The organism is Methylobacter sp. Wu1 (assembly GCF_036553575.1).
In the GTDB taxonomy this organism is placed as follows: domain Bacteria; phylum Pseudomonadota; class Gammaproteobacteria; order Methylococcales; family Methylomonadaceae; genus Methylobacter.
The window spans coordinates 112,116-130,234 of the sequence record NZ_JAZHOC010000063.1 but is presented as its reverse complement, the minus strand read 5'-3'; the positions used below and the strand labels follow the sequence as shown (position 1 = coordinate 130,234).

The window sequence follows — 18,119 nt, the reverse complement described above, 5'->3', positions numbered from 1 at the left end:
CATCTGATCCTAGCCCTGATATTTAAGCACTGCCAATGGCAAAGTAATGTACGCAAAACAATCCGTCCCGGTCGCGCCAGCAATGCCCCGGCTCGAATCCGGCGTTGCGGGCCAGAGAGCGGAATTCCTCGATCCCGTACTTGTAGGAATTTTCCGTATGAATGGATTCCCCATCCAGAAAATCAAACGTTTCGCCAGCCACGACAACCTGCTGACAGGATTCGCTGCACAAATGCATCTCGATGCGCCCCTGCGGCTCATTGTAGAAAGCATGATGGTGAAAACGGTCGAGGGCAAAATTCGCCGCCGCTTTGGCATTGATGCAGCGCAGCAGGTTCAGGTTGAACAACGCCGTTACGCCGGCGCTGTCGTTGTAAGCCGCATTTAATATGTTCACATCTTTTTTCAGATCGAAGCCGATCAGCAGGCCCCCATCAGGCTGCACGCATTGCGCTATGCCGCACAGCAGGTTTTCCGCTTCCGCCGGCTCGAAATTGCCGATGCTGGAACCCGGAAAAAAAATGACTTTTCTTTGCGCATCCGGCAAAAACGGCATCTCGAAACGCTCCGAGTAATCAAGGCAGGCCGCATGAATATCCAGCCACGGATAATCGGCCGCCAGTGTGCGGCTGGCGGCGAGCAAGTGCTCTCTGGCAATGTCGACCGGTATGTAAACAGTCGGCCTTAGCGCCTCCAGCAACAACCGGATCTTGCGGCTGTTGCCGCTGCCCAGCTCAATAAGCGTGCCGCCCCGCCCCAGGATTCGGGCGATGTCCTCTGCGTGTTCGGTCAGAATGCCGATTTCGGTGCGGGTCAGGTAATACTCGGGTAAATCGCAGATCGCCTCGAACAGCCGGCAGCCTTTGGCATCATAGAAAAACTTCGGCGACAGCGTCTTCTGCGACAGACGCAGCCCTTCGACGACCTCGCGCCGGAAATCAGCCGGCGGCGGCTTAAGGTCCGAAAACCGAAGGTGCGGTCCGATCAGCTCAGTCTGCATTGCTGGCCAACCGTATGCCCATGAACTGCCAGCGGTCGGCAGGGTAAAAGAAATTGCGGTATGTGGCCGCGATGTGCGACTGAGGTGTTACGCAGGAACCGCCGCGCAGCACCATCTGATTGCACATGAATTTGCCGTTGTACTCGCCCAGCGAACCGCTAAGCGGCTGAAATCCGGGATAAGGCCGGTAAGGGCTTTGCGTCCATTCCCAGACATCGCCGAATAACTGGACCGGTCCGTCCTGTGCGCCGGCTTCGGCGGCTACAGGCTGCAGGAAGCCGGCTTCGCGCAGATTGCCGCGCGGCTCGCAGTCCTGGGCTGCAACCTCCCATTCCGCTTCGCTCGGCAAGCGCTTGCCGCACCAGCGCGCATAGGCGTCGGCCTCATAAAAACTGACATGACAGACGGGCTCGCTCAGATCCAGGCGCCTGAGCCCGGCCAGCGATAGGGTCCACCATTCGCCGTCAGGCTTCTCCCAATACAGCGGCGCCTGCCATTGTCTTTGCTGCAAGGCCGCCCAACCGTCGGAGAGCCACAAGTCGGCGCGCCGATAGCCGTCATCCTCGATAAAGGCCAGAAAATCGCCGTTCGTCACCAGGCGCGAGGCCAGCTGAAAATCTTCCAGAAAAACCTTGTGCCGGGGCGTTTCGTTGTCATAGGCGAAACCTGTGCCCGAGAAACCGATCTCTCGAAGGCCGCCGTCATAGCCCAGCCATTGCATCAGAACCGGCGCTTTTCCGACAGGCTCGGGCGCTGGCCGATAAGCCGGGCGCAGCGGATTGAGTGCGAAGTTGTATTTGATATCGGTCAGCAGCAGTTCCTGATGCTGCTGTTCATGGTGCAGCCCCAGCACGGTACGGGACATGATCCGGTCGCGCCGGGAATCATTCGCATTGGCTAGTAGTTCCGCCATTGATCCGTCGACATGGGCGCGGTAGCGGTAGACTTCCTCGACGGTCGGCCGAGACAGCAAGCCGCGCTGCGGGCGCGGGAAAAAACTGCCGACGGTCTGGTAATAGGAATTGAACAGGTAGCCGAAGCGGGGATGAAAAACCTGATAGCCAGGCAGATAAGGCGTCAGCAGAAAGGTCTCGAAAAACCAGGAAGTATGGGCCAAATGCCATTTCGGCGGGCTGACGTCGGGCATGGCCTGGATGCCGTAATCCTCGATGGCGAGCGGTTCGCACAGCTGTTCCGTCTCATGCCTGACGGTCTGATATTGCGCCAGCACTTCGCCCGAAAGGGCCTGATCCGGTACTGCCGAACTACGGGGAACTGCAAAATCGGTACGGCGCATGCTGAACTCCTCATCAGAGTTGAACTGACTGGCATCCTAAATCCGGATGCTTTTCAAGTCAATCCGGGAATTCCCTATATTGCGTCAGGAATTGTCATCCCCATTGGCGGCCGCCAGTACCTGTTCGGCGTATTTATCGGCGCCGGAAGGCAGCGGCGCTGACGATGATTTGATCCAGGCGACAATGTCGTTCCATAGAATCGGGGCCTGCCGGTCACGCAGCAGCATGTGATAACCGTTTTCATAAAAGGCGACTTTTTTTCGCTGCTGACGGGTTTGCAGAAAATCCTGCAGAAAGCGGTAAGTAGGCTGTTTTGGCACAATCTCGTCTTTATCGCCATACAGAACCAGCGTATCGGCTTCTATCTGCTTGGCGCTGTGCAATGCTATGTCCATCAGGTCGGCCAGGCCGGACATCGCTTCCACACGCGTGGCCTTAATGACCATCGGATCGCGGCTCAACGCTCTGAGCATCTCGATATTGTCGGACGGCGTGACTTTGACGACGCCTTTGCCGGTCAATGTCAGCCAGGGCATGGTATGCGACAGCGCCCATAATAGCGTCTGCTGATACCAGGGCATCGTTTCCCGTCCCCAGACAGCCGGCGCGGCCAGAATCAAGCCATCCACGGGCGTTTTCAGGGAGCGCGCCATGGTCGCGATGATTACGGCCCCGCCCATGCTTTCGCCCAATAAATAAACCGGCAGGCCCGGATGCTTGTTCCGGATCAGCCGCACGAACAAGTCCAGATCCTGCACATAGGCATCGACGCCGCTCCATAAGCCCCGATGCGGGCTGCCGCCGAAGCCGCGCTGGTCATAGGCGTAACTGATAATGCCCTGTTGCCGGAAAAAATCGCCGGGCTGCTGCAAAAAATGACTGTAGTCATTGAAGCCATGCAGCGCTATCAGCACCGCCGACGCCTTGCTATGCTCGGGCAGCCATTGCCTGAGCGGTAATTCAATGCCATCGGACGTTACATAGCGGTTTTCCAGTATTTGCCCGCCATTGAGGACATAGGGGCCGGGTTTGTAAATCCTGGGAGTACAGCCCGAAAGAAAGGGGCAGGTTGAAAGTAGCGTCAGCATCAGCATGGACAAGCTGAGCGTTGAAGGGAAAATAAGGCGTTTTAGCATGCGGAAGGTTTACTACGTTGTTTTTGTTACTGCGTTTTTAAAAATCAATGGGATCGTTCTATAGAGGGCCAACCGGGACACAAGTTGCAATAGAGACTCAGACAAGATGACGGCAATATTAGGAACACTTTTCAATACATAAACTTGCAACATAAATTAAATGTTGAATATTTTTTCCGGTGCCGCAACGATTGCCGATTCAACGGCTGTAAGAGCGCTTCGCTTCGCTGCCCTGCCCCTGCTCAGCCATAAAAATGGAATAAGCCGGTTAATGAAGGGGCGCTTCCTGTACAGGCATCGTCTGAGTCTTTTATACCGACAAATACAAAATGCTTCCATTCACTCCGGACACCCACCATGCTCTTTCAATGCTAGACTATGCAGCTGTTGAAACTGAGCTCTGTATGTCACTGAACTCTTTATCAAATTATTTTATCGCCTGCAATCACTCAGCGCCATGCCCTTAACATCGTTTCATCCCGTCATCGCCCAATGGTTCAAAGCGCATTTCACTGCGCCCTCGGACGTGCAACGTCAGGCATGGCCGGCCATACGCGCCGGCAATTCCACGCTTATCGCGGCGCCTACCGGATCGGGCAAAACGCTGGCGGCATTCCTGGCCGTCATCGACCAGCTGGTGCAGCAGGGGCTGGAGTCGCCGCTGCCCGATGAAACGCGCATTCTCTACATTTCCCCGCTGAAGGCGCTGTCGAACGATATCCACAAGAATCTGGAAGAGCCGCTGAGCGGCATCCGCGAAGGCCTGGCCGCCTTTGGCCTGCCCGACGTACTGATCCGCGCGCAGACGCGCACCGGCGATACCTCGCCGGCCGAACGCCACGCCATGAAGCGCTGGCCGCCGCACATCCTGGTCACGACGCCGGAATCGCTGTATATCCTGCTCACGTCGGATTCGGGGCGTACCATGCTCAGCACCGTGCGCAGCGTCATTGTCGATGAGATTCACGCACTGGCCGGCAGCAAGCGCGGCGCGCATCTGGCACTGTCGCTGGAGCGCCTGGCGCAGCTGACCAAAACACCGCCCGTGCGCATCGGCCTGTCGGCCACGCAGAAACCCATCGAGACGATCGCGCGCTATCTGACCGGCGCGACAGCAGCCGACTGCACGATCATCGATACGGGCCATGTGCGTCAAAGGGATCTACAGATCGAAGTCACCGGCTCGCCGCTGGAAGCGGTCATGGCGGCCGAAGTCTGGGGCGAGATCTATGACCGGCTGGAGGCGCTGATCGGGGAGCACCGCACGACGCTGATCTTCGTCAACACGCGGCGCCTGGCCGAGCGCGCGGCCGCGGCCCTGGCCGAACGGTTGGGCGAACAGTACGTCACGGCGCACCACGGCAGCCTCGCCAAGGAGCACCGGCTGTCGGCCGAACAGCGCCTGAAACAGGGCTCGCTGAAAGCATTGGTCGCAACCGCCTCGCTGGAGCTTGGCATCGATATCGGCGATGTCGATCTGGTCTGCCAGCTCGGCTCGCCGCATGCGATCTCGACGTTCCTGCAACGGGTCGGGCGCTCCGGCCACCGGCTCGGCGCCGTGCCGAAAGGCCGCCTGTTTCCGTTGTCGCGCGACGATCTGGTCGAATGCACGGCCATGCTGGCTGCGATCGGGCGCGATGAACTGGACCGCATCCTGATACCCGATGCGCCGCTGGACGTGCTGGCGCAGCAGATCGTGGCCGAAGTCGCCTGCCGCGAATGGCAGGAAACCGAGCTGTTCAAAGCCTTCGCTGCTGCCTGGCACTACCGCGAGCTGAGCTGCAAGCAGTTTCTCGACGTCGTCAAAATGCTCAGCGACGGCTTCCACACGCAGCGCGGCCGGCGCAGCGCCTACCTGCACCGCGATGCCGTCAACGGCCTGCTGCGCCCGCGCAAGGGCGCCAAGTTGACCGCGCTGATGAACGGCGGCGCCATTCCCGACCAGTTCGACTACGATGTGATCATGCAGCCGGAAGGCCTGTTCGTCGGCACGCTGAACGAGGATTTCGCGTTTGAAAGCCTGCCCGGCGATATTTTCCAGCTCGGCAACAACTCCTACCGCATGCTCAAGATCGAGCAGGGCCGCGTGTATGTCGAGGACGCGCACGGCCAGCCGCCCAATATTCCGTTCTGGTTCGGCGAAGCGCCGGGCCGCAGCGATGAACTGTCGCAGGCCGTATCGGATCTGCGCGCGACGCTGGACGCCAAACTCGAACTCGGGCAGGAAGCGGCCTACCGTTATCTGGCCGACGAACTGCAGCTGCCTGCCTCCGCGGCCGAGCAGCTGCTGCTGTATCTGGCCGCCGCCAAGGCAGCGCTGACCGTGCTGCCGACGCAGCAGCGCATTGTGTTCGAGCGTTTCTTCGATGAAACCGGCGACATGCATTTCGTTGTCCACTCGCCGTACGGTTCGCGTATCAACCGGGCCTGGGGACTGTCGTTGCGCAAGCGCTTTTGCCGGCGCTTCAACTTCGAGCTGCAGGCTGCGGCCAGCGAAGACAATATCGTGCTGTCGCTGGGGCCGACGCACAGTTTCCCGCTGGAAGAGCCCGCGCAGTATCTGAAAGCCGCGACCGTCAGGGACATACTGGTTCAGGCGCTGCTGGCCGCGCCGATGTTTCCGACGCGCTGGCGCTGGGTTGCCAACACGGCGCTGGCCGTGCCGCGCAACCGCGCCGGCAAGAAAGTTCCGGCCTATTTCCAGCGCAACAACGCCGAGGATCTGATCGCGGTGATTTTTCCCGATCAGCTCGCCTGTTTTGAAAATATCGCCGGCGACCGCGAAGTGCCCGACCATCCGCTGGTCAACCAGACCTTATCTGACTGCCTGCATGAGCTGATGGACATCGACGGCCTGGAACGCCTGCTGGCCGGCATCGAACAGGGTACGGTCAGCATTGTTGCGCGCGAACTGGCCAGCCCTTCGCCGCTGGCGCTGGAAATCCTGAACGCGCGGCCCTATGCGTTTCTGGACGATGCCCCGGCCGAGGAACGACGCACGCTGGCCGTGCAACAGCGCCGCTTCATGGATCCGCAAACAGCCGCCGAAACCGGCCATCTGAATCCCGAAGCGATCGCGCGCGTGCGCATGGAAGCCTGGCCTGAGGCGCAAACGCCCGATGAACTGCACGATGCGCTGGTCGTGCTGGGCTTTCTGACCGAAGCCGAAGGCAAACGCGGCCCTCTGGCAGCGCAGCAGGATTATTGGCCCGAGCTGCTGGAAACGCTGATGAAAGCCAGACGCGCAACGGTCATGACCATAGCCGACGATGCGCGCCTGTGGGTCGCGGCAGAACGGCTGAAAGCGCTGCAATGGATTTTCCCCGATGCCAGGATCGATCCGGTCATCCGGCCTGTGGATTCGAACGAGGCCGCAGACCGCGAAAGCGCGCTGGTCGAAATCCTGAGCAGCCGGATGGAAGGGCTGGGGCCGGTTACGGCTGCGCAGCTGGCCACCTCGATGCGGCTCGATGCATCTGAAATTGAATATGCCCTGCTCGCCCTGCAACAGGAAGGCGGCATCATCCAGGGCAAGTTCACGCCGGGCCCCGAAACCACAGAATGGTGCGAGCGCGGCTTGCTGGCCCGCATCCACCGTTACACGCTGAAGCAGCTGCGCAATGAGATCGAACCTGTCGCACCGGCCGACTTCATGCGTTTCCTGTTCCGTTGGCAGGGATTGGACGATCCAGGCACCGGCGAGGCCGCGCTGCAACAGCGCTTATTGCAGCTGGAAGGTTTAAGTCTGCCGGCAGCCAGTTGGGAAGCCGATATTCTGCCGGTCCGTATCAGGCCTTATGCAGCATCCGATCTCGATAAGCTCTGCAGTGCCGGCAAAATCAGCTGGCTGCGCCTGCACCTGCCCGCCGGAGCCTCGAAACGCAAGAGTCCGGCCGGCAAAACAGCGGCCTTCAGTTTCATTGCCCGCGCACACCTGCCGCACTGGCGCGCCTATTCGCCATTGCCCGATATTGAAACGCTGGAATTGTCGGGTAAAGCTCAGAAAGTCCATGATGCGTTAAAACAATGGGGCGCCAGTTTCTTCGAAGAACTGCTCAGCGAAACAGGCCTGTTGAAATCGCAACTGGAAGAAGCACTGGCCGAACTGAGCGCCTGGGGCCTGGTCACGGCCGACAGTTTTCAGGGATTGCGCACCTTGATTACGGAACAGAAAACCCAGCACCGGCTCAGTCAGCGCTATTCATTTTACGATCCGTTCGCGGCTGCCGGCCGCTGGTCGCTGATACGCCGGCATACAATAGCCGAAACGGAGCGCCATCCGCATTGCGAGCATATTGCCCAGGTTTTGCTGCGCCGTTATGGCGTCGTGTTCCGGAAAGTGCTGGAACAGGAGAATAATCTGCCGAGCTGGCGGGAACTGCTGTATGTATTCCGGCGCATGGAGGCGCGCGGTGAACTGCGCGGCGGGCGCTTCGTACAGGGCTTTGCCGGCGAGCAGTATGCGCTGCCGGAGGCGGTCAGCGTTCTGCGCGAGATCCGCAAGCAGGCGAAACGCGGCGATCTGATCGCCATCAGCGCCGCCGATCCGTTGAATCTGACCGGCATCATCACGCCCGGAGTGCGCTTGCCGGCGCAGGCAGGCCGGCGCATTCTGTACCGTGACGGCATCCCGATGGCCATCGGCGCTCAGGGGAAGATCAATTTTCTGGAAAACATCGAGCCGCAAGATGAATGGCAGCTCAAAAATGCCTTATTGCGTCGACGCTAGAAGGCATAAAAAAAGCCATCACCGAACATGCCGGCGATGGCTTTTTGTTTAACAAGGCTCCGGACTTTAATCCAGCGCTTCCCGGTTACACCTTTACTGCTGCTTCGTCAGATTGCGCAGGTGGTCGAGAATGAACTTCCGTTTGGCGATCAGCACATAGCTCAACAGGCCCAACAGGATACCGTTGAACAGTCTGCCAACAGCTGAACCTTCTTCAACAGCCGGCGCGGATGCTGCAGTCGCTTGTTTAGCAGGCGCTGCTGTTGTTTGTACAGGAGCGGCTTTTTGATCAGTAACGCCTTTCACTTCAGGCAAGCCCAAGCTGCGCCATGCATCATAGTCCTGCCAGATCGGATAGTTCTTCTGCCAGAAACCTTTGGTGAAATAAGGCGCAAGGCTCATGCCATGCGATTTGGGAATGCCTTTCTCATCAAGAAAGTCTTTATAGACCACCAGGCTGATATCGCCGCCCTCGCCCGTGCCATTGGTTGTAAAGGACTTCTCGACGTGGTCGTGGAACATCCAGATGCCCTGGCCGAAACTGTGCAGGCCATCGTCTATGCCGCTCAGCTCCAGGTCGATACGCTGCGCGGGAACCATGGCGTGCACATCGCGCATGATATAGGAACTCGGGCCGTTATCGACGCCGTCATAGTGCGTGATGGTCGGTTTGTGCCCGTGGATGTGCATGGCAAATGCTTCAGTATGGCCATTTAAAATGCGCAGTTTGACTTTCTTGTCCTGCTCCATTTCGATCAACGATTCTCTTAGTGTGTAAGGGAATGAACGGCCGTTCAGCATGAAGTAGTCGTCGGTCGCGTCGGTCACGTCATAATCGACATTCAGGTGCTTGGCAAGCAGGCGCGGATCGTTGGCTGACCGGGCAACAATTTCATGCAGTTCCTTGTCCGCGGACTGGTAATGCAGGTCATATTCCCGGGAATATTTTTCCAGGACTGCCACAGAGGGATGACGAACCTGGCCGTTGCCAACGTTGAAAGTTTGCACCCAGTTGTTCGGGCGGTTTTCCTCAATAATAAACATCCCCTGCAAGCCCATAGGAATATGCGTATGGGGCTGGACATGGCAGTGATAATACATGGTGCCAGGCTGACGCGGCTTGATCACATAAGTTTTGGTTTCTCCCGGCATGGTATCCATGTTGCTGGTCTGACCTACACCGTCGTTGCCATGGCCGCCATGATCCATGAACGGATGGTCGATGCCGTGCAAGTGGATGGAATGCGGCAGGTAATGGGTGTTTTCCAGCACTAGCCAGATGACGTCATCCTGTTCGACGCGGATAGCCGGAGACGGCACGCGCAGCAGCGGATTGGCCTGGGGCTCGTACAAACTCAAAGTCGACATATCGCGTGTTTTAGGCGCGAAAACCCAGAAAGTCGGCTTTATGCCCGGTGCTATGTCAAACTGGGTAGTCAATTCAGTGCTGTCAGGCGAATGGCCGTTCAACTCGATAACTTCGAGTTTGATGACAATCTTGTCAGGGTCGCCGTCGCCGTCCATATCGTCCGACATGGTGATAGCGTCGGCAGCCAGTTGGGTTTCCATTAATGTCTGCATGGAAACGCCGTTCGTACCTTTAACAAAAGCGGCGATATCGGCAGGGTTGTCAGGGTTGCATAACCGCGACTCCTGTATCGTTACCCCATCAATAACCTGTTCCTGGCGCCATTCTTTTGGCGTGAAGTCAGAACATACCTCTTCCACCTCTCCCATTTCAACTTTGGCCGAAGGTGGTAAATCATTAGCTGCCTGTATCCAGGGAGGCATAAGGAGCATCGCTGTGCCCCAACTAATGGTAAGAAGTTTTTTACGCATAGGATGACCTCGGAAAATTTCACTTATAAAATAACTTGCCGCTATATAAAACGGAAAGAATACTAACGCAACTATTTTAAACGAATATGGCGCAAAATTCTTTCTTAACGCCCGAATAAAATAAAAATGGCAATGGTTTCAGGATTTTGTGGTGGGTGTATGAATGACGATCAAGCCATTGAGGTGTAATCTGATAACTGCATAGTGGGTTTTTAGAGGACAGACTATTTATTCTCTATTAATGATTGATTACCCGCTTGGCCGGCATCAAACCGACGTTGCAACTTCTCTCTCATCCTTAATAAACATTCGCTACTTTACACAAGACATCTGGTCAGTGCCTATCGCATCGTATTGACAGAGATTTCGACTCTGGCAGTTAAAAACAGTTCCCACCCAACACCTATTCAATAAAAGAAGCTTACCAGCCCGCCAAGAAATTAACCACTATAATTTTACGGTTATTTTTATCCTGATCGGCCCTGTTTTTCTGCTTTTTTATCTCAAAAAGGGCGAATTTTTTCTGTTTTTAGCCGTACAGCTCAATCGGAGCCCTGGTTTTTATGAACCGATAAGATCAACTGAAAGGTGAAAAAATACGATATTAAGTTTCCAGACTTAATACCACATGCCGCCTATCCGCCAGCGCGGCCTGCGTTGAACTCTTTGCACATGCAGAGGAATGGTAAGCAGTCTGGATTCATCGGAAGCATCATTGGATGGGTTTTTGCTTATTTTGAAATGAGACTTTAGCTCTCTCATTCGTTCCTCAGTCGCAGGATGCGCTCTCAGCAGAGACGGTTCGGGTGTTCCGTGTCCAGCCAGGAACAACCATTCGAATAAGCCTGCACCGTAGTATTCCATCTTGAATAATGCGCTTGCCAATCCGTCAGGGTCGCCTGTCAGATATACCGCATGCGTATCCGCCTCGAATTCGCGCGTTCTCGGCAGCGCAAGTTGCAAAAGACTGTTGATAATCGGCGCAAAAAGCATCATTACAATCACTGACCAGGGCACTATGACGCCGCCCAGAAAAAACATCGGCAGGTTGATCAGCAGCAATAATTGGCCAAAAGTAGACAACAAACTGGTCATTCGGCTGAGCATGTCGGCGATGCTCAGCACCTGATTGTCATTGTTGCCGATATGAGTGATTTCGTGAGCCAGGATGCCGATGAGCTCGCGCCGGCTCAATGTACGCAGCAGGCCGTCAGTCAGGACGATGCAGGATTTGTCGTGATTGCCTACGCTAAAAGCATTCATGGTGCGGCTGGGCACATAATACAGTTGCGGCACGGCTCCAAGCTTGGCATGCGCCGCCAGTTCCGAGACCAGCTGTTGTAAACCGGGAATCTCGTCATGAACGATCGGCCGCGCCCTGTACAATTTAAGGATAATTCCCGGCATAAATTTGATGCCGATGAGCAGCAGGACTGCGCCAACAGTCGCCGCCCATTTCAATCCTTCCATACCCCATAACAAATAACTGACAAGGGAGATCAGGAACTGCATTGTGACGTATAAAATCAACGACTGAAAAAAATTGCTCAGGCGGTGATGATTGAGCTGTTTTTGCTCCCAGATTGCTTGCGTATTCACTGTTTCATCTCGCTTTTAAGTAGGTCTGTAATTTCTTCTCTGTTAACAACTTCCTTTTCTTGCAGTAGATTCGCCAGTTTGTCCAATACTCCTCTGTTGGCAGTAATTACCCCGCGGGCACGTGTCTCGGCCTCCTCCATCAGCGCCATCACTTCAGTGTCAATAAGTCGGGCTGTCTCATCACTGAAATTGCGGACTTCCGGTGTTTCTGCCTCCAAAAACTGCAGTTGCTGCCGTTTGCCGTAGGTCAACGGTCCCAGTTTTTTGCTCATGCCCAGACTGCAGACCATGTTGCGGGCAATCTCGCTGGCTCTTTCCAGGTCATTCTGGGCGCCGGTCGAGATGTTGCCAAAGATGAATTCTTCTGCAACGTGTCCGCCCATCAGAATAGCTAACTGATCCTTGAGCTCATCTTCGGTGGACAGAAACTTTTCCTCGACGGGTAATTGCAGCGTAAAGCCCAAGGCCGATACACCGCGGGGGATAATGGAAATTTTATGCACCGGCTGTCCGGTCGGCACATGCTCGGCGACCATCGCATGCCCCGCTTCGTGGTAGGCCACCCGGCGCTTTTCGTCGGGACTGAGGGCGCGGTTTTTCTTTTCAGGTCCGGCCAGTATGCGGTCTATAGCCGCTTCGAAATCTTCCATTTCAACTTTATTGTGGCCGACCCGGGTCGCTATGATCGCCGCTTCATTGGCAATATTGGCAAGGTCGGCGCCGACCAGCCCCGGCGTGCGTTTGGCGATGATCTCGATATTGATGTCTTCCGCCATAACCATATTTCGGGTGTGCAGCTTCAGAATCTCGATGCGGTCCTGCAAATCCGGCTTATCGACAATGATCTGGCGATCGAAGCGTCCGGCGCGCAGCAGCGCCTTATCCAGAATTTCGGGCCGGTTCGTTGCCGCCATGACGACCACGCCCACCGAAGTATCAAAACCGTCCATTTCGGTCAGTAACTGGTTCAAGGTTTGTTCACGCTCGTCATGGCCGCCTATCATGACAGGCCCGCTGCGCGACCGGCCGATGGCGTCGAGTTCGTCGATAAAGATCATGCAGGGCGCTTTGTTGCGTGCCTGCTCGAAAAGATCGCGAACCCGGGCTGCGCCCACTCCGACGAACAATTCAATGAATTCCGAACCGCTGATATTAAAGAAAGGCACGCCCGCTTCCCCGGAAACCGCCCGTGCCAGCAGCGTTTTACCGGTGCCGGGCGGGCCGACCAGCAATATGCCTTTGGGCATGCGCCCGCCCAGTCTTTGTATTTTTTCCGGCGATTTCAAAAACTCGATGGATTCCTTCAGTTCCTGCTTGGCATTGTCGGCGCCGGCCACATCGTCAAAGGTGATTTTGGGCAGCGTATCCTGATGAATGCGGATTTTATTGCCCAGATTCAGGAATTCCCTTTGTCCGCCGGTGGTGCGGCGAATAATCCAGGACCAGATAAAAACGAATATCAAAATCGGGATGACCCAGTTGAACAAAATATTGGTCAGCCAGTTCTCTCCGCTTCTGACCACATATTCGACGTTGTTTTGCTCCAGCAAATTAGCCAGATCATCCTGTAATAGCGGAATGGTCATGAAAGGCCTGGACGGCTCGCGCGGATCGTCCGATTTGATCACACCGGTAATATAGCGGTCGGTAACAACAGCCTTTTCAACCTTTTTTTCTTTTACGTACTTCAGAAACTGGCTATAGGGGATTTCATCCCGCTGAATTTCCTGGATGCTGTTAAACAGAGACAATAACACTATGAAAAACAGCGCCAGGTAAATGATTCTTCGCTGTTTGGATTCGGGCGTTTTTTCATCGATGGGTTTATGAAGCTCAACATCCGGCTTTTCCTTGGAGAGTGAGCCGGAACCGGCCATTAGCAAATCCTTCAAATAGTTGTATAACTTATTCAATAGATTTTTAATGCTGTTTACCGGCTTATCCATTGTACTGTTCCTTCAACCTAAACGTTGTATTAGAAGCGGCACAGTTTTAATGTGGGGCGGCCTTGGCCGCCAATCGATAGATACTTGCCTGTCCATGAATCTGAAGCATGTCAACAAATCCGCTCCCGTATCCGAAAAGCCCAGAAAAAATAACTTTCAATTGTCCAGGGAACCCTATTAATTTGGTTCTACAACGGCTTATCCCCATCAAAAAGCAGTCACACCTTATCAGGCATATTTTACATAGCGATCTGGCTGCGCTGCCTCCTCCGCAAACTCGCTCGCATTTGTGGATTCAAGCACGGCAATAACCTCCTCACAGCTGATCGTATCCTTATCAGAGTCGATAATGTAATTGGCCAGCTTGGAAATTGCTTTCCAGTTTTCATAATCGTTTATGAAGTCAAAGGCGACATTAAACAACTCGTCCAGTTTCTCATCCTGCCGTTGTTTACTGGGGGAGTAACTTTGTAAATATTCATAGACCGATGCGATATCAGAACGTCCGCCATAATTCTTCAATGCGTTTAAATTGACCAGACGATGATTGAATAGCTCATTATCGGCATCAGCAATGTATTTGGCTTCGGCAAGAGGACCAATAAGCAGATTAACGATGTCCGCCTCGAAAGCCGTGACATAATCCTTCACTGCCTGAGCCATGTCGTCATGTCCAGCCAATTTGTCCAGAAACTCATCCATGGAATAAGGCAATGATTGAATTAACCGTCCGCCTTCCACTCTGGCAATACAATCATCATGGGCGATGTGATAAACGTTTTTAGGGCCTTCCGAAACCGCTCCTATATCCTTGAACAAAATCTGAAAGAAAACCGGAGGCAGACTCTGGGCCTTGTTGTTCAGATAAATTGCCGCTGCATGCCCGGCTTCATGGAAAGCGACGCATTGCTTGTGTTCTGTGAGTTTGTTGTCAAAACTGGGAACGTCAATTATTTTGTTTCGCTTCATATCGAATACCATGTTTAGGAGATTCCGTGTGTTCATGCATCACTTAATGTGTTTGGTAAAAAGACTAAGGAAGTAAAAAACTCCGTTTCAAAAAGCTACTCCGCATCCTGAAACCAGTAGAAACATTGATTTTTAATTTCCTCTTCGGATTCAAGCCAGTCTTCGAGTTCGTGTCCTGCTGCAAAACCTCTTTTTTCGGCTTTGGAATAAGCGCGTTCTGCCACCATTTCCCGAAACATATCAGGGTTGATAGCTGTCTTGGGCATGTGTTGCATGGTTTTGCAATCATCTTTCATCTTTCTTCCTAAAATGCGAAGAAATATTCATTGGAGTCTATTCTATGAACAGACGGAGTTGGCAACAATCCGTACAATTACCTAGCAATTGCCTAATTAATCAAACATTTAGAATCAGTCGCAAAATAAATAACGTTGTTTAATTTTTTAAAATGTATCAATTTCACAACATCATTTTGCAAAGAAATTTGCGTCTGGCAAAGCAGGAGGATAATAGAAATGGCCTTGCCCCATATCGCAATCCAACTCTGCCAGCAGCTTTTGCTGGGCTTCCGATTCAATACCCGGAGCAATAACTTTTAAATCCAAACTGTGCCCTAAGGCTATCATTGAGCGTACGATGTCTTCGTAGTTGGAATTACGCAACATTTCAGATATGAATGAACTGTCGATTTTCAGCTTTTTTACCGGTATCCGCTTTAAATTGATGAGTGAAAAATAGCCTTTGCCAAAATTAGCGATGGTCAAATCTACCCCCGCCTCGGCCAATCCGTTCAAAGCCTTGATGATCGGTTCGACATTGTCCATAAAACTGTTCTCGCTAATTTCCAGTTCCAGGCAATGAGGTGAAAGTCCGTGCGTACGCAGCATGCGTTCAACGGTAGCCACAAAATCGGAACGCAGCAATTGAGCCGCCGACACATTCACCACTATTTTGTTCATCGGCGCGCCTTCATCCAGCCAATGCCTCATCTGTTTACAAGCCGTTTCTATCATCCATTCGCCCATAGCCAGGATAAAGCCGCTCTCTTCGGCTATGGAAATAAAGCGAGCAGGATTTATCAAGCCCATAGTCGGATGCTGCCAGTGCACTAACGATTCGATAGCGACAATGTTTCCGGCAGTAAGACAGATTTGCGGCTGGTAATATAAAACCAGCTCATTTTTATCTATCGACTGTTTTAAATCGCTTTCCATAGCCATTTTTTCAAAGGCTTGCGTCGTTAACTCCGGGTTATAGTATTGGAAGTTATTGCGCCCTTCTTTTTTGGCGCGATACATAGCGGCATCGGCATTCTTGATTAAACTGTCCGTGTCGTCCCCATCCCGTGGAAACAAGCTGATGCCTACGCTGGTGGTTATTTGCAAGCGGTGGCCTTTGACTTCAACCGGGTCGTTAAATGTTTCAATCAGTTTTCTAGCCAATCTGGCGGGGCTTTTCGCGTCCAAAAAGTCTTCCATAAGCACGATAAACTCATCACCGGCATAACGTGACACTGTATCTTCCTTTCTGACCAGATTCTTGATCCGCCTTGCCACTTCCTTTAACAAACCGTCGCCGACGGCATGCCCATAGGTATCGTTGATGATCTTGAAGCGGTCAAGGTCAAGAAACAGCACAGCCACCAGCGAGCCTTCCCGCCGCGCATTTTGCAGTGAATGATTGATGCGATCCTTTAATAACATCCGGTTGGGCAGTTGAGTCAGCGGATCATGATAAGCCAGAAATCCTAGACGATTCTGAGCCTTTTTAAGATGGGTAATATCCATCACCACATACACATAATGCGTTGTCTTGCCCTGCGCGTCCTTGACCTGGTTGATGGTTGTCCAGCAAGGGAAATCGTCGCTGTTTTTACGCCGATGCCACATTTCGCCCTGCCAGCTGTGCCTGTTTTTTCTGCTTTTGTGGAGTTCATCATTGATTTTTATGGTATTTTTTTTGGATTGCAGAAAATCGGCTTTCCTGCCGAAAACCTCCTGCCGGGAAAAACCGGTTAGAATCGTAAAAGCAGGGTTGATTGAAATGATGTTGTTGTCCTGATCGGCGACAATGATGCCTTCACCCGTATTATTGACGATAACCGATGCCAGATTTAACTCCTCCTCGGCCAATTTACGCTGAGTGATATCGTTCAAAGTCATGAAAACCTGATGGGGTTGTCGCTCTCCCGGGCGGAATTCCGGCATGGAACTGGTCATCACCCATGTATGATCTTGTCGTGCGTGATTTAAAAAACCCATAACGACATTTTCCACCGGTTTTCCGGTGCGTAAAGCCAGCATGGCCGGATGCTGCTCATGAGGAAGAACCGAACCGTCTTCTCTGACAATCCTGGCGCAGGTCTCGGTCAATGCGCGCCCCATCATGTCATCCGACTGCAAACCCAGAATTTGCTCTGCCGCCTGATTGGCAGAGATGATTGTCCCCGCATTATTTAGATATACAACGCCCGTATCCATATTTTCCAGTAAATTCCGATACCTGGTTTCGCTCACCCTTAAGGCCTCAGCGGCCAGATTGCGATTCACCAAGCTCTGCATAAACAGAAAAAATGAATTAACATTCTGCGATTCGTCCTTAAATAAATTGAACATAGCCCATTTACTCCTTCATCACTTCGCACGATAAAGGCGTCATTGCATCAGGGTGTTTCAAACATTCCTGGTAACTTGTATAGCGATATTTATGCTGGATCAACATATTGATTTTCCCACTTGGGTCCCAATCTTCAATTTTGAAGAGGTTTATTCAAGCCTTTGAATAAACCTCTTCATGCCTGCCTTGCAACATAGATGGCTGGAATTCTTTGCCAGATCGTATGAAGGGAAAACAGTCAAATCTAACTTAATCTTTAATGTTGTTATTTGATAATGACTTGATTTACTCTTACGACTGCCATGATTCTCCGGATATTCCGGTTGATGCCTTGCCGGATAATTCGCCCAATTGACATTCGATCATCTACAGAATTTCTCTTAACTTATTTTTGCCTGTCTTGGCGAACTTTTTTCTTGGATTTGGTTTTTGTGGATTTGTAATACTCGAACTCATCATCCATAAATCTCTTTTCCTTTAACTCAATATCAACCTCGTCAATTTCGTAATGCCAATCAAAACTTTTCTGTTGCTTAAGTGCATTAATATTAGCCGACATTTTATACTCGCTATTTCATCTGAATTTTCAACAACCATTTAAATCTGAAAATCTATCTATCTGAATAAATTTAGGTATAAACACCCTAGAGAGATACTCAATTTGAAGGCAGTCCTGCAAAGCTAAACTTAAAACTATTTAAATGGTCTTGTATTTATAAAAGAAAGAGCTTGATTAAAACATTCGTATATTCACCTAAGTGTTTTTACGCATATATAGCCATTGGGAAATGTAGTAATTTTCTTACACGTAGACGAAATTGAGATTCTGTTTCGAGAAAACTGGTCCGCAATTGTTGAAGAACGCTCATTCTGGAAAATTCGTAGATTAACTCGACTGCCGCTTTGCTGAGGTCACTGGTTCTGATGCTTCCTTAATTACTCATAATTTATTGATAATGCGCACCCTCTCTCAAACAGGGCATCAAA

General features: G+C 52.6%; 11 protein-coding genes. 1 reads left to right on the top strand and 10 read right to left on the bottom strand.

Going from position 1 to position 18,119, the window contains the following annotated elements; genetic code table 11:
• Positions 1–22 precede the first annotated feature (22 nt).
• The 3 genes from egtD to V2P20_RS13720 all read right to left on the bottom strand — a co-directional run bounded on the left by egtD (position 23) and on the right by V2P20_RS13720 (position 3,434).
• Positions 23–1,000, bottom strand: a complete 978-nt coding sequence (gene egtD, locus V2P20_RS13730) for an L-histidine N(alpha)-methyltransferase (protein ID WP_331819234.1) — start codon at positions 998–1,000, stop codon at positions 23–25.
• Positions 990–2,297, bottom strand: coding sequence for an ergothioneine biosynthesis protein EgtB (egtB, locus tag V2P20_RS13725; RefSeq protein ID WP_331819232.1), 1,308 nt, complete (start codon positions 2,295–2,297; stop codon positions 990–992). Before egtB ends, egtD begins: the two co-directional genes overlap by 11 nt.
• 84 nt (positions 2,298–2,381) lie before the next feature.
• Entirely contained in the window at positions 2,382–3,434 is a 1,053-nt protein-coding gene (locus V2P20_RS13720) for a lysophospholipase (protein WP_331819230.1), read from the bottom strand.
• A gap of 457 nt (positions 3,435–3,891) precedes the next feature.
• Between V2P20_RS13720 and V2P20_RS13715 the strand changes: the two genes are divergently transcribed.
• Positions 3,892–8,163 (top strand): DEAD/DEAH box helicase, encoded by a 4,272-nt coding sequence (locus V2P20_RS13715; RefSeq protein WP_331819228.1) that lies wholly within the window; start codon positions 3,892–3,894, stop codon positions 8,161–8,163.
• A 93-nt stretch (positions 8,164–8,256) separates the two neighbouring features.
• Here the strand turns inward: V2P20_RS13715 and V2P20_RS13710 are convergent, their stop codons facing one another.
• The 7 genes from V2P20_RS13710 to V2P20_RS13680 form a co-directional block, all read right to left on the bottom strand.
• Positions 8,257–10,002: a multicopper oxidase domain-containing protein gene (locus V2P20_RS13710; protein ID WP_331819226.1), complete on the bottom strand. Its 1,746-nt coding sequence runs from the start codon at positions 10,000–10,002 to the stop codon at positions 8,257–8,259.
• Positions 10,003–10,620: 618 nt separating this feature from the next.
• A complete protein-coding gene (locus V2P20_RS13705) occupies positions 10,621–11,601 on the bottom strand; it encodes a zinc metalloprotease HtpX (protein ID WP_331819224.1) in 981 nt (326 codons plus the stop codon).
• Entirely contained in the window at positions 11,598–13,547 is a 1,950-nt protein-coding gene (gene ftsH, locus V2P20_RS13700) for an ATP-dependent zinc metalloprotease FtsH (protein WP_331819222.1), read from the bottom strand. Before ftsH ends, V2P20_RS13705 begins: the two co-directional genes overlap by 4 nt.
• A gap of 228 nt (positions 13,548–13,775) precedes the next feature.
• Positions 13,776–14,516, bottom strand: coding sequence for a hypothetical protein (locus V2P20_RS13695; protein ID WP_331819220.1), 741 nt, complete (start codon positions 14,514–14,516; stop codon positions 13,776–13,778).
• 95 nt (positions 14,517–14,611) lie between these two features.
• Positions 14,612–14,812 carry a DUF2934 domain-containing protein gene (locus V2P20_RS13690; RefSeq protein WP_331819217.1) on the bottom strand — a complete coding sequence of 67 codons (201 nt, stop codon included), beginning with the start codon at positions 14,810–14,812 and terminating at the stop codon, positions 14,612–14,614.
• Between the two features lie 171 nt (positions 14,813–14,983).
• Positions 14,984–17,131: an EAL domain-containing protein gene (locus tag V2P20_RS13685; RefSeq protein WP_331819215.1), complete on the bottom strand. Its 2,148-nt coding sequence runs from the start codon at positions 17,129–17,131 to the stop codon at positions 14,984–14,986.
• Between the two features lie 386 nt (positions 17,132–17,517).
• The gene (locus V2P20_RS13680) at positions 17,518–17,691 is read right to left on the bottom strand and encodes a hypothetical protein (protein ID WP_194970721.1); all 174 of its coding nucleotides are present in this window, start codon (positions 17,689–17,691) and stop codon (positions 17,518–17,520) included.
• Positions 17,692–18,119 lie beyond the last annotated feature (428 nt).

Coding starts and splice junctions, on each gene's coding strand:
- V2P20_RS13685 (WP_331819215.1), bottom strand. CDS start 17,131: ATGTTCAATTTATTTAAGGACGAATCGCAGAATGTTAATTCATTTTTT.
- egtD (WP_331819234.1), bottom strand. CDS start 1,000: ATGCAGACTGAGCTGATCGGACCGCACCTTCGGTTTTCGGACCTTAAG.
- ftsH (WP_331819222.1), bottom strand. CDS start 13,547: ATGGATAAGCCGGTAAACAGCATTAAAAATCTATTGAATAAGTTATAC.
- V2P20_RS13695 (WP_331819220.1), bottom strand. CDS start 14,516: ATGAAGCGAAACAAAATAATTGACGTTCCCAGTTTTGACAACAAACTC.
- V2P20_RS13690 (WP_331819217.1), bottom strand. CDS start 14,812: ATGAAAGATGATTGCAAAACCATGCAACACATGCCCAAGACAGCTATC.
- V2P20_RS13720 (WP_331819230.1), bottom strand. CDS start 3,434: ATGCTAAAACGCCTTATTTTCCCTTCAACGCTCAGCTTGTCCATGCTG.
- V2P20_RS13680 (WP_194970721.1), bottom strand. CDS start 17,691: ATGTCGGCTAATATTAATGCACTTAAGCAACAGAAAAGTTTTGATTGG.
- V2P20_RS13715 (WP_331819228.1), top strand. CDS start 3,892: ATGCCCTTAACATCGTTTCATCCCGTCATCGCCCAATGGTTCAAAGCG.
- egtB (WP_331819232.1), bottom strand. CDS start 2,297: ATGCGCCGTACCGATTTTGCAGTTCCCCGTAGTTCGGCAGTACCGGAT.
- V2P20_RS13710 (WP_331819226.1), bottom strand. CDS start 10,002: ATGCGTAAAAAACTTCTTACCATTAGTTGGGGCACAGCGATGCTCCTT.